Annotated in this window: 9 protein-coding genes; all 9 read right to left on the bottom strand. The window is 34.2% G+C overall.

Features of this window, described 5'->3' with window-relative positions; genetic code table 11:
* Positions 1 to 82: 82 nt before the first annotated feature.
* The 9 genes from yvcK to uvrB all read right to left on the bottom strand — a co-directional run bounded on the left by yvcK (position 83) and on the right by uvrB (position 14,000).
* The gene (gene yvcK / locus KPL50_RS03080; RefSeq protein WP_216296979.1) at positions 83 to 1,414 is read right to left on the bottom strand and encodes a YvcK family protein; all 1,332 of its coding nucleotides are present in this window, start codon (positions 1,412 to 1,414) and stop codon (positions 83 to 85) included.
* A complete protein-coding gene (gene rapZ / locus KPL50_RS03085; protein ID WP_216296980.1) occupies positions 1,411 to 2,295 on the bottom strand; it encodes an RNase adapter RapZ in 885 nt (294 codons plus the stop codon). Before rapZ ends, yvcK begins: the two co-directional genes overlap by 4 nt.
* A 283-nt stretch (positions 2,296 to 2,578) precedes the next feature.
* Positions 2,579 to 3,514 (bottom strand): UDP-N-acetylmuramate dehydrogenase, encoded by a 936-nt coding sequence (gene murB, locus KPL50_RS03090; RefSeq protein ID WP_216296981.1) that lies wholly within the window; start codon positions 3,512 to 3,514, stop codon positions 2,579 to 2,581.
* A gap of 157 nt (positions 3,515 to 3,671) precedes the next feature.
* Entirely contained in the window at positions 3,672 to 5,534 is a 1,863-nt protein-coding gene (gene uvrC, locus KPL50_RS03095) for an excinuclease ABC subunit UvrC (protein ID WP_216296982.1), read from the bottom strand.
* 381 nt (positions 5,535 to 5,915) lie between these two features.
* The gene (locus KPL50_RS03100) at positions 5,916 to 7,340 is read right to left on the bottom strand and encodes a penicillin-binding protein 2 (protein ID WP_216296983.1); all 1,425 of its coding nucleotides are present in this window, start codon (positions 7,338 to 7,340) and stop codon (positions 5,916 to 5,918) included.
* Positions 7,333 to 8,577, bottom strand: a complete 1,245-nt coding sequence (locus KPL50_RS03105) for an FtsW/RodA/SpoVE family cell cycle protein (protein WP_216296984.1) — start codon at positions 8,575 to 8,577, stop codon at positions 7,333 to 7,335. The genes KPL50_RS03100 and KPL50_RS03105 overlap by 8 nt, the downstream gene beginning before the upstream one ends.
* A gap of 57 nt (positions 8,578 to 8,634) precedes the next feature.
* Complete coding sequence (locus KPL50_RS03110) at positions 8,635 to 9,063, bottom strand: FHA domain-containing protein (protein WP_216296985.1); 429 nt, start codon at positions 9,061 to 9,063, stop codon at positions 8,635 to 8,637.
* Positions 9,064 to 9,133: 70 nt separating this feature from the next.
* Positions 9,134 to 11,956 carry an excinuclease ABC subunit UvrA gene (gene uvrA, locus KPL50_RS03115; protein ID WP_216296986.1) on the bottom strand — a complete coding sequence of 941 codons (2,823 nt, stop codon included), beginning with the start codon at positions 11,954 to 11,956 and terminating at the stop codon, positions 9,134 to 9,136.
* Between the two features lie 58 nt (positions 11,957 to 12,014).
* Positions 12,015 to 14,000 carry an excinuclease ABC subunit UvrB gene (uvrB, locus tag KPL50_RS03120; protein ID WP_216296987.1) on the bottom strand — a complete coding sequence of 662 codons (1,986 nt, stop codon included), beginning with the start codon at positions 13,998 to 14,000 and terminating at the stop codon, positions 12,015 to 12,017.
* Between the last annotated feature and the right edge of the window lie 117 nt (positions 14,001 to 14,117).

Here is a 14,117-nt window from a genome sequence, read left to right on the forward strand (position 1 = left end):
TTTTCTGAAGAGACATAAAAATAGATTTGATTAGTTATTTATCTTTATTTTCCTGAAGGAACATAAAAATAAATCTAATTGGTTATATATTTTTATTTTCCTTAAGCCTCTGTGATAAATAAAAATATTCCACTATTCTCTTTTTATCGAAAAACAGCTTTTTCTCCATAATTGTTTCTAATATAATAGCTGCAAGTTTGTCCGCGTCATGCCTTACATATCCCTTTTGGATCTTGACAAAATCGCTCTTAATTACCTCTATACCAAGCTTTGTAACTTCTTTTTCATTTATGTTAACCATACAAGCATTATCATTTTGATATTTCTCTTCTAAATCATTATTTATTTTCCCTATGTTTACTAAAACATAATCCACCACCTTGCACCCAGCATGCTGATGTATAGCGTTTATGTGGTCGCATACGCTGTAATTATCACTTTCTCCTGGTTGAGTCATTATATTTGACACATAAATTCTTAAAGCTTTTGTCTTATATAAGGCGTCTCTTATCTCTGTTACTAATAGATTTGGAATAATACTAGTATAAAGACTCCCTGGGCCTAGGATTACTGCATCTGCTCCATTTATAGCAATTAATGCTTCCTTAATTGCTATAGCATCTTTAGGCTCAATAAAAATCTCCTCAATAGGACTGTTATATTCTAGAGCAGCTTTTGGTATATTTGATTCTCCATCAATTATTTTTCCATTTTTCAGTTTCGCCTTTAAAATCATATTATCTAATGTAACTGGTATAACCCTTCCAGTTACAGCCAGGACTGAGCTCATTTTCTGCACAGCTTCTTCGAAATTATTTGAAATCCCATCCATTGCTGCTAAAAACAAATTACCAAAGCTTTGATCCTTGAGCCGCCCATCTTTAAACCTATACTGCAATAATTCCTCCATTAGTGGCTCCGTATCCGCTAAGGCCAACATACAATTTCTAATATCCCCCGGGGGGAGAATCCCTAAATCTTCTCTTAAAACACCTGATCCCCCACCATCATCCGCCACAGTAACTATTGCAGTTATATTATTGGTATATTTTTTCAAACCTCGGAGCATAGTTGCAAGACCTGTACCGCCCCCGATTACTACTATTTTAGGACCTTTTACAAGTGCCCTCTTTTCATAAATCAAATCCCCAAAGTTTTTTGAGTCAGTGGCTACATCTACATTTCCTATGTTTATTAGTATAATAAAGGATTTAATAATTTGCAGGGTGGTAACATATAAGATCAAAACTCCAAGGACAATGAAAAAAATAGGAAAACCTAAGTTTTTAGGCCATAAATATTTTTTATTAATAAACACAATAGTTCCATAAAACAAAAACAAAATACCTACAATGCCCAGAAAAATCCACCTTTTTATATTAATACCAGGCTTCAATAAATCCCTGGTTGTCATAGCTTCCCGCCACCTCTATTCACATCTTCAAATATATCCCTGTGATCTATGTTAACATTATGCCCGCTCTGCTCTAGCAGTTCATAAATTTTATTGGATATAGCTACAGATCTGTGTCTTCCCCCTGTACATCCAATAGACACTATTAGCTGTCTTTTTCCTTCCTTTTTATAATTTGGAATGAGAAACTCTAACATATCTTGAAGCTTATCTATAAATACTACAGTCCCTTCATAATCTAACACATAATCTCTAACTGGTTTTTCATTACCTGAATACTGCTTAAGCTCTGGAATATAATATGGGTTTGGCAAAAACCTAACATCAAATACTAAATCTGAATCCACAGGTATCCCATACTTAAACCCAAAAGAAAGTATAGTGATCATAAGTTTAGTTTCCATCTGACCTTCCTCACCATAAATATTATTAATTTCTTCTGTAAGTTCTCTTGCAGAAAGCTTAGTAGTATTAATTATATGGTCAGCACGTTCACGTACATCCTTAAGTTTTTTTCTTTCAGTGGCAATTCCATTTAAAACTCTTCCCTCTGGTGCTAGAGGATGCTTTCGTCTTGACTCTTTATATCTTTTAACAAGCACTTCATCTGAGGCCTCTAAAAATAATATTTCATACTTATATCCTTCTTCTTTTAAAAAGGTTAAGCTTTCAAATAAGTCATCAAAAAACTTTCCACCTCTAATGTCTATAACTAGTGCAATCTTATCTATATTTCCGTTAGTTTGATAACAAGCCTCCGCAAATTTAGGAATTACAGTAGGCGGTAAATTATCCACACAAAAAAAACCTAAATCCTCAAGGTTTCTTATGGTTTGTGTTTTACCAGCACCGGAAAGCCCCGTTAATATAACAAATCTCATTTAAAAACCCCCCTCTACAAAATTAATATTATCTATTACTACAAATATGTTTATGGTATAAACAAACTAATTTAATTTCATAAAATTATAAGATAATAGTTTTTTTACCTCGTTGTACTAATACAGTTTCATTTTTTTATTATAACACATTTAACAGTGATTAAGCATCTGAAAATAATAACAAATTAGCCCTACTAGGATATTTTTTTATGACATCTTCAATATATGTGTGAATAAAAAAAACGCACAACGAATTAACTCGTTGTGCGTTTTAAAATCTTATTTAAACAGGTTTAGAGGCTTCTTTTTCTTCTCCCCAAACTTTTACTTCAGTGTGAAGTTGTACACCGAATTTTTCTTCCACGGTGCTCTGCACAAGCTTTATCAAGTCCAGAATATCCTTTGCACTGGCGTTATTCTTATTAATAATAAAACCAGAATGCTTCTCAGATACTTGAGCACCCCCGACGCATGTACCTTTTAAACTACAATCTTCTATAAGCTTACCTGCAAAATGCCCTTCTGGCCTTTTAAATGTACTTCCAGCTGATGGATATTCTAGTGGTTGCTTATCACTTCTTCTTTTTGCAAGAGTGTCCATCCTTGCTTTTATAACCTCTACGTCTCCCACCTGGAGACTAAGGGTAACTGATACTACTGTATATCCATATTTTGAAATTGCACTACTCCTATAAGAAAGTTCCATTTCACCATTTGTTAAGGTTAATAATTCCCCCTTATCATCAATAGCTATCATACTTTCAATTACCATAGACATTTCACCATCATAGGCGCCTGCATTCATAGCTGCTGCGCCACCAATACTACCGGGTATTCCACTTGCAAACTCCATGCCTTTAAGTCCACTGCCTAAAGCTACTTCCGCCACATTGTATAATGTAGCTCCGCTTTGTGCTATTATTTTATTCTCTTGTACCTCAATTTTATCAATTTTAGATAGCTTTATAACTACCCCTCTAATTCCACCATCTTTTACAAGTAAATTAGAACCATTGCCTATTAAATAATATTTAACTCCGTTTTCTTTGCAAATTTTTATAACAGCTTGAATTTCACTAATATCATCTGGAGTTACTAAAATATCCGCTGGTCCACCTACTTTGAAATAAGTATGGTTTTTCATTGGCTCATCTATCATTATGTTAGCCCTGTCTATTACTTCATATAAGTTTTTAAATAATTCTACATATTTATTCATATACACTCCTTGAACATATTGATATATTTATATACTTTCCTAGCATAAATTATATAATTCTGAGGGGAAAGTTATAGCCCTTTTAGTTTAACCTTTTTCACAATATATTTCAACAATTTAAATCAACATTGTTCGTTATTCATCTCTCTGGAAATATCTACTGTTTTTTAAAATATTCTAAAACACATTGCGCCGCTTTACTATCTATGGAGGGGGTTTCCATTAATTCCTCCATCTTTGCATTTTTTATATTATCAATGCTACCAAATTTCTTAAGTAGCTCTCTTCTTCTCTTTTCCCCTATATTAGGTATATTATCTAGTATAGAATATAGCGTTCTTTTGTCTCTTAGCGTTCTGTGATAAGTAATAGCAAATCTATGCACCTCATCCTGTATTCTAGTAATTAAATGCATGCTTTGAGCATTACTTTTCATAATCAACTCTATATTATTATATATAAGTCCTCTAGTTTTGTGCTTATCATCCTTAACCATTCCACATACAGGTATACTTATATTAAGACTATCTAATACTTCTAATGCTACATTAACCTGTCCTTTTCCACCATCCATAAGAATTAAATCAGGAAATATACAAAACTTGCCTTTACTTAACTCTAAATTTCTCTCTTTTATTTCTTCAACTTCGTAAAGACCACGTTTAAATCTTCGTTCTAAAATTTCACGCATACTATCATAATCGTTAGCTCCTATTACGGATTTTATTTTAAACCTTCTATAATCGCTGCTTTTAGGTTTGCCATCTTCAAAAACTACCATAGTGCCTACAGAATCTACACCCATTATATTTGAAATATCATAGGATTCAATTCGCTCTGGTATTTCATCTAATTGTAATAAATCTACAAGCTCATCCAGTGCAATTTTATGAATTTCCTTATCCTGTTTATCCTTTACTTTAAATTGCTCAAGGGTTATCTTAGCATTATTTTCTACCATATCTAACATTCTCTTCTTTTCTCCCTTTTGAGGAATCTTAATGGTTACCTTTAAATCTTTTTTTAAGCTAAGCCACTGCTCAAGAATATCTCCCTCATTTATAAAGGGAACATATATAATTTTGGGAATAAAGGCTGTGCCTCCATAAAATCTCTTTATAAATCCTTCTATAAGGTCAGTATCTATCTCATCCGCTGCATCATTTAAAATAAAATGTTCACGTCCTACTATTTTACCATCCCGAAGGAAAAACACCTGAAGGCATACATCTTTTTCATCCACATATAAATTAATAAAATCTTCATTCTCACAATTCCCTATTACAATCTTTTGCTTTTCATTTATTTTATCTATGGCCAAAATTTTATCTCTAAATACCGCTGCTTTTTCAAATTCCAAAGACTCCGATGCACTTTCCATCTTATGCTTTAGATCATCCACGATATTTCTATCTTTTCCTGTAAGCAGTTCAATAGTACCTTTTATGAATTTTCCATACTCTTCTCTACTAATATATCCTGCACAAGGGGCCTTGCAGAGTCCAATATGATAGTTCAAACAAGGCCTAGTATAAGGCAACCCTTCTTTGATAACTCGCTTGCAGGTTCTAAGGGGGAATATTTTTTTTATAAGCTCAATAACCGTATATACAGCTGCTGAATCTGTATAGGGTCCAAAATATTTCCCTCCATCATTTGCAATATTTCTAGTTACAAAAACTCTTGGAAATTCTTCATTTATAGTTATTTTTATAAAGGGATAATGCTTATCGTCCTTAAGCAAAATATTATATCTTGGACTATATTTTTTAATAAGATTACACTCAAGTATTAGTGCTTCCATTTCTGAATCCGTTACTATATATTCAAATTCAGCTATATTTTTCACCATAGCTTTGACTTTTTCAGAGTGGTTTTTTGAGGTTTGAAAATATTGTCTTACTCTGTTTTTTAGAATTTTAGCCTTCCCCACATATATTATTTCACCAAGATGGTTTCTCATAAGATAAACACCTGGCGCCTCTGGAAGAATCTTTAGTTGATATCCAAAATCAAACATATTAACCCCCTTGTATTTCTTTGGAGCACATAGCAGCTATTAACTGCTATGCCTCCTAGTCCCTCTCTGTGGCATAACAATTATCAATTAATATACCCTCTCACATGTTCACAAACATATATAGTCATAATTTTCTTTATATGCTCCTATTTCCTGGGCAATTTATTACAAATTGCTACATATATAACGTTGCTATAATTCTAACAATGCCAGACTTCTCTACTTAAAATAGTAATCAAGTCATCACCTTCCGCTTTGAAGTGCTTCTAAGTATTTCCACTGAAAGTATAATGGTACCGTATATGAAAATAAAGTCAGATATTATTCCATATCTGACTTTATAATATTAGTATTTGTGCACATTTCAAATTCTTTCTGCTTTTATTTCAAATAAGCACTAATCATATCACTAGTTATCTTGGCAGCAACTCCACCACCAACTCCACCTTCTTCTACGATTACCGCTATTGCAATTTGAGGATTTTCATAAGGTGCAAAACCAATAAACCAAGAATGTGGTCCCACTTGTTTACTAGCATCACCCTTATGGTCTGCTGTGCCCGTTTTTCCAGAAACCGTTATGCCAGGTACTGCTGCACTTTTACCTGTGCCTTCAGCCACAACATCCCTCATTAAATCTTTCATAATCTTCGCAGTTTCCTTTGACATGTTTTCGCCTAATGCTTTAGGTGCTATCTTATTTAGTGATTTACCCTTACTACTTAATATCTCTTTAACAAGCATTGGTTGCATCATAACCCCACCATTAGCAACAGTACTTGCCACTAACGCCATTTCCATAGGAGAAGCTAAAACCTGAGCTTGACCTATAGCACTTTGTGCTATATTACCTTTTTCATTGCTTTTATAACTTGGAAATTGGCTATTCTCTATGGCTAAACCTGATGCTGGAGTATCCTTGTTAAAATAAAATTTTTCTGAAGTTTCCTTAAGTGCATTATTTCCGAGTTCAATACCTAAGGATCCAAAAACCACATTACTGGAATGCAGGAAAGCAGTTCTAAAATCTATATTCCCCAATACCTCACCATCATAATTTTTAAGTGATGAACTTCCATTAAAAACTAACGAGCCATTATCTTGAAACCTTTTATTGTAAACACCAGGAAGATTTTCTAAAGCACTTATTGCCGTAATAGTTTTAAATATAGACCCCGGTGGATATAAGCCAGATACTGCTCTATTCATCAGTGGGCTATCCTTATTTGCCCTTATCGCTTTCCAATCCCTTTCTAAATTATTAGGATCATAAGTAGGCATAGACACCATTGCTAAAATTTCCCCAGTTTTGGGATTCAAGGCCACTATTGCACCACGCTTACCTTTTAAAGCTGTATAAGCTACCTTTTGAAGCTTAGAATCAAGAGTTGTTCGCAGTCCATTACCAACCTTTTCTTCTTCCTTTTTAGTAAAATCAAGAAACTTTGAAACTACAGTGTCTCCAGATCCCATAAGCTCTGCATCATATTTTTTTTCAAGACCTGCAAGTCCGTATATAGGATTCATATACCCTATAGCATGAGCAAAAACTTCACCTTGCAAATATTGCTCCTTTTGAGACACTTCACTTATTTTTGTACTTTTAGTTAAGGGCGTCATATCTTTATCGTAAATTGTCCCCCTGAGCACCTTATTCCTTTCTGCCCATAATCTCTGATTAAAGGTACTAGCCACTGCCTTTTCACTACTAAACATATATATATAAGTTATGTAAGAAATTAAAGCAATAAAAAGTATCAAAAATACTAACATGACTTTTTTTATATTAATTACAAAATCATTCATAACTTTGACCTTCCTCCGAAATTTTTTGAATTATGCCTAGGGAAAAGAAAGTTACTATCATAGAACTTCCGCCATAACTAACCAGTGGTAGCGTTATTCCTGTTAATGGTATAGCTCCAACTACCCCACCAACAATAACTAATGCTTGAGCTGCTATCATTGTGCTATAACCCACGGCCAGTAGTCTTGAAAATTTATCCTTGCCATAAACAGGCACCCTCATGCATCTATAAAACAGTAAAAAATATAATATAAGAATAGCGAGTCCCATAAGTATACCCATTTCCTCAGATATAGCTGCAAAAATAAAATCTGTATTTCGCACAGGAACCATTTTAGGATATCCAAGCCCAAGACCTGTTCCAAAAAGTCCACCTGAAGCTATAGAAATTAAGGATTGCACTACCTGATGTCCTTGATCGTACCCGTATTTCCATGGGTCACCCCAAATCATGATCCTTAGGCGCACATGGTCAAAAAGTTTATAGCTTATAAATCCACCTACCATGAAAAGTCCTAAACATACTAGTACATATCTAAATTTTGATGTAGCAATATATAACATAGTTACTGAAACAGCAAAAAATAAAAGTGCTGACCCTAAATCCTTCTGAAGCACCATTAACCCAAGTGAAATCATAACTACAAATCCAGGTTCAATCAAATCTTTTAGCTTCATAAGCTCTGACTTTTGTTTAATATCCTTACCATAATCCTGTAGTGACGCAGCTAAATATGCCACCAAGGATAATTTACCAAATTCTGTTGGTTGTAAACTAAAGCCACCAACAGATATCCAGTTTTTAGCTCCAAAAACCTCTTTCCCAAATAAACTTCCTAGTGACATAAGAACAAGCGTACATACCAAATAAAACCATTTGTACTTTCCGAAATTAGTTAAACTCGGGAAAAGCACTACCACTAAAATGAATATGGCTATGCCTACGGTATACCATATAAGTTGTTTTAGCGCCACAGCTGAATCTAACCTATATAACATCCCCATGCCTATAACCGCCAAAACATTTGAAAATAGTAATATATATTTATCTCCGTCCGGGAAAAATCTTCTTATTATAAAATGAGAATAGGCAAAAAGTATACATATTATTACACCCATTATTAAGGCGCCATTATCAAGACCATCTTTACCAATAAAAAACATATTTACAAACAAAACTATACATAAAAGATAAGTATACCTTAGAAGTTTCCGTTCTTCCTTTATACTTTCCATGATATCACCTCCCTAATCATCACCTTAGCAGCTGTTCATCACCCTCGGTGCTGAAATTTATCCTATAACCTTAAAAATTGAAGTTCCTATTTTAATTTCGTCGCCTTTTTTTATAACAACCCTGTCCTTCACCCTTTTCTTGTTCATTAATGTACCATTAGTACTCCCCAAATCCTGCAGAATATAATCTGTATTTTTTCTATATATTCTTGCATGCTGAGAAGACACGTATTTATCACCCAATATTAAAAGATTATCTGCTTTTCTACCTACGGAAAGTTCGTCATTCAGAGGAATGACCGCACCAACTCTTAAGTTGAAATTTTCTCCTCTTTCTATAACCTCAAGTCCCATAGTTTTCTTTATTACAGTTTTCTTCTTTGCCCCACCTTTTATGTCTTTATACATTATTCTCAAAGCAAATATTATTATGAGGTAAATAATCGCTATAATTACATACTTCATGATCGAGCTTATAATAGTCATAAGTCACTTTCTCCTCTTTATAAAAATAATCAAAGACTAGCATTCAATTAATATGCTAGCCTTGAATAAATTATAACATCTTTTTTAAATATTGTCCTGTATATGAATTTACATTTAAGGAAATTTCTTTCGGAGTTCCGCTGCACATGATGTAACCTCCCTTATCTCCACCTTCAGGACCTAAATCTATAATATAATCTGAACACTTTATAACGTCTAAATTATGTTCTATTACCACTACAGTGTTACCCGCGTCAACTAATCTTTGAAGTATTTTAATAAGTTTGCTAACATCATCAATATGAAGTCCTGTAGTAGGCTCATCTAAAATATAAAAAGTCTTACCTGTGCTTCTCTTAGATAATTCTGAGGCCAGTTTAATTCTTTGGGCCTCACCACCAGATAATTGAGTGGAAGGCTGACCTAGTCTAATGTAACCTAATCCAACATCAATAAGTGTTTTAAATTTACTATGGATTCTTGGAATATTTTCAAAGAACCTTACAGCTTCCTCCACGGTCATATTTAAGATTTCATCGATATTTTTACCTTTATACTTAACCTCTAAGGTTTCTCTATTGTATCTTTTGCCTTTACAAACCTCACAAGGTACATATACATCAGATAAAAATTGCATTTCTATTTTAATTATTCCATCACCCTTGCAAGCCTCGCATCTTCCACCCTTTACATTAAAACTGAATCTACCTGGCTTATAGCCACGTATTTTCGCTTCTGAGCTCATGGAGAAAACATCTCGAATTATATCAAATACCCCTGTATACGTAGCTGGATTGGATCTTGGAGTACGTCCAATAGGACCTTGGTCAATATCTATAATTTTATCAATATTCTCTACCCCTAAAATATCTTTATGCAGCCCTGCATTCTTTTTAGAGTTATTTAGTTTTTTGTTAAGACCTTTATATAGAATTTCATTTACTAAAGTGCTCTTTCCAGAGCCTGAGACACCAGTAACACAAGTAAAAACGCCCAGTGGAAAATCTACACTAACATTCTTAAGGTTATTTTGCTTCGCATTGATTATTTTTATACATGATCCATTGGACACTCTAGTTTTCTCCGGAACATCAATTCTCTTTTTACCACTTAAATATTGCCCTGTAATTGACGCTTCGCAGTTCTTTATGTCGTCGATTGTTCCAGCTGCCACAATTTCTCCTCCATGTTCCCCAGCTCCTGGCCCAATATCTACGATATAATCTGCTTCCATCATAGTGTCCTCATCATGTTCTACAACAACTAAACTATTACCTAAATCTCTTAGATGTTTTAATGTCTTAATAAGCTTTTCATTATCCCTTTGATGAAGTCCGATACTAGGTTCATCTAAAATATATAAAACTCCCATGAGGCTTGAACCTATTTGAGTTGCTAGTCTTATTCTCTGCGCTTCTCCACCGGACAAGGTACCTGCAGATCTTGTTAAATTTAGATAATCAAGTCCCACATTGGTAAGGAAACTGAGTCTACTACTTATTTCTTTAAAAATTTGATTAGCTATCATCTCATTTTTTTCTGATAACTTTACTTTTCCTAAAAAATTCACTTCATCTACAATTGACATGTTGCAAAATTCATATATATTCTTTTCCCCAACAGTTACGGCTAGTGCTTCGGGGCTAAGCCTTGCACCATTACACTTAGGGCATGCATTATCCCCCATATACTGTTCAACTTCTCTTTTTATATAATCAGAAGAGGTTTCAAAATATCGCCTTTTTAAATTATTTATAATTCCTTCATAAATATGATTAAAGGTACCTGTTCTATACTCTTTAACGTACTCTACCTTTATTCGCTCTCCATTAGTTCCATATAATAGTATTTTAAGGATTTCTGGATCATATTCTTCTATAGGCGTATTTAAATTAAACTTATATTTTTCACTTAGTGCCTTTAGTACTGCAAAAGTCCAAGAATCCTCTTTAAGGCTTCCTTCTCCAAAAGACAAAATAGCTCCCCCTAAAATACTCTTACTTTTATCTGGAATAATTAAATCCTCATCAATTTCCATAAGAGTACCAAGTCCATCGCAGGTATCACATTTACCAAAAGGGGAATTGAAAGAAAACATCCTAGGTGCCAATTCTCCCAGGCTTATACCACAATCCGGACAAGCAAAATGTTCACTAAAAAGCACGTCTTCTCCATCTACAACGCTTGCTATTGCAGTTCCTTCTGCTAATTTTAAAGCACTTTCTAAGGATTCAGAAAGTCTACCACGGATTTCTTCTTTTACAGAAATTCTATCAATAACTATTTCTATACTATGCTTCTTAGTCTTTGCTAGCTTTATCTCTTCTTCCATAAGCTCTACTATACTGCCATCAATTCTAGCACGAACAAAACCATTCTTTTTAATATTTTCTATTATCTTAACATGCTCACCCTTTTTCCCTCGTATTATAGGTGAGAGGATCAAAAGCTTAGTTTTCGGTGGCATCTCCATTATTCTGTCCACCATCTGATCTACAGTCTGCTGAGAAATCACCTTGCCACATTTAGGACAATGAGGCGTTCCAACTTTAGCATAAAGCAATCTCAAATAATCGTAAATTTCAGTTACTGTACCTACTGTAGAACGTGGATTTCTATTAGTAGTTTTCTGATCTATTGAAATAGCCGGAGATAACCCCTCTATGTACTCAACATCTGGCTTATCCATATTACCTAAGAACTGTCTTGCGTAAGCTGACAGTGACTCTACATACCGTCTTTGACCTTCTGCATATAATGTATCAAAAGCTAGTGAGGATTTACCAGATCCTGAAAGTCCAGTAAACACTACAAATTTATCTCTTGGTATCTCTAAATCTACATTTTTTAAATTGTTAACCTTAGCACCCTTTATAAAAATCTTATCCCTCATAATTTCACTCCTCGTATACTTCCCTTAAATAATTAACATCTCTCTCGGCTATTAACTCTTAAATATTTTTAATCTGTTTCTTTAGTTTATAAATTATATCTCTAAGCTGCGCTGCTCTTTCAAATTGTAAATCCTTAGCCGCCTGCTTCATTTCACCTTCATACCTATCCATTAGCTTTTTTGTTTCATCGTAGTTTGCTTCCATTGCAGCCTCAAGGGTTTCATATACCGCTTCTTCCTCAGCCACTGTGACAGCTCCCAGTACTTCCCTAATGTCTTTAATAATAGTAGTTGGTATAATATCATGTTCTTCATTATAATCCATTTGAAGTTTTCTACGTCTATTAGTTTCATCTATAGCCTTTTTCATAGACTTTGTGATTCTGTCAGCATACATTATTACTTTACTCTCTGAATTTCTTGCAGCTCTTCCTATAGTTTGAATTAGAGAGGTTTCAGAACGCAAAAACCCTTCCTTATCCGCATCCAGGATTGCCACAAGAGCTACTTCTGGAATATCTAAGCCTTCTCTTAAAAGATTAATACCTACTAGTACATCAAATGTACCAAGCCTAAGATCTTGAATAATCTTCATTCTTTCTATAGTATCAATATCCGAATGTAGATAGGTAATTTTCATATCCATTTCTCTAAAGTATTTAGTCAAATCCTCTGACATTTTTTTTGTAAGCGTTGTAACTAAAACTCTAAACCCTCTTTTTATTGTGTCCTGAATACTCGCATATAAATCATCTATTTGCCCTTTAACAGGTCTAATAGCTATTTCAGGGTCTAATAGGCCTGTAGGTCTTATCACCTGCTCTGCAGTATTCTCACTATGCTCTGCCTCATAGACGTTCGGGGTTGCACTTACGAAAACTGTCTTGTTCATAGTACCCTCAAATTCTTCAAAGGTGAGAGGCCTATTATCAAAGGCAGAAGGAAGTCTAAATCCATACTCAATTAAATTAGTTTTTCTAGATTTATCTCCCCCAAACATCGCCCTAACCTGTGGTAGCGTTACATGACTTTCATCTATAAACATTAAGAAATCATCTGGAAAATAGTGCATCAAGGTTTGAGGCGCTGTTCCAGCAGGCCTACCATCTAAAATTCTAGAATAGTTCTCTATACCACTACAATAGCCAACTTCTCTTATCATTTCAATGTCAAAGTTAGTTCTTTGCTTAAGCCTTTGAGCTTCTAGTAATTTATCCTGTGATATAAGCTCCTTTAACCTATGCTCTAATTCTTCTTCTATCTGTTCTATGGCAGGCTCTAATTTCTCCTTTGAAGTTGCAAAGTGAGAAGCCGGGAAAATAGATACATGCTTCCTAGCTCCAATAATTTCTCCTGTTAGCGAATCAAAGGATCTAATTTTATCAATTTCATCACCGAAAAACTCTACTCTAATTCCTTCACTGCTCGATGAAGCCGGAAATATATCAACAGTATCCCCTCTTACTCTAAAGGTTCCGCGAATAAAATTAATGTCATTTCTCTCATACTGTATATCTACTAATTGTCTTAAAACTTCATTTCTATCCTTTTCCATGCCTTCCCGAAGGGAAACTGTAAGTTTTTTATATTCTTCAGGGTTTCCAAGTCCATATATACATGAAACTGAAGCCACCACAATAACATCATTACGCTCGAGTAGTGCCGATGTAGCTGAATGTCTTAATTTATCTATATCATCATTAATAGATGAATCTTTTTCTATAAAAGTATCCGTTTGTGCAATATAAGCCTCAGGCTGGTAATAATCATAGTAAGACACAAAATACTCCACACAGTTGTCAGGAAAAAATTCTCTGAACTCCGAGCAAAGCTGTGCCGCTAAAACCTTATTATGAGCCAGCACCAAGGTAGGCTTTTGAACTCTTTCAATAATATTAGCCATAGTAAAAGTCTTACCTGAACCAGTTACTCCTTTAAGAGTTTGAAATTTTTTACCTTCTTCAAGCCCTGCTACAAGACTATCAATAGCCTGTGGTTGATCTCCCGTAGGTTTAAACTTCGAATGTAATTTAAATTCATTCATAAAAACACCGCCTTGTGCGATAACAACTATTAATTGCTATCATGTATCTGAACATTTGTTCGTCTATTACATTTTAACTATAAGTTTTTGATATGTCAATATCTCCTACAACTAATT

Origin of the sequence: Clostridium sp. CF012 (assembly GCF_018861755.1) — a bacterium.
Classification (GTDB): Bacteria; Bacillota; Clostridia; order Clostridiales; family Clostridiaceae; genus Clostridium_AD.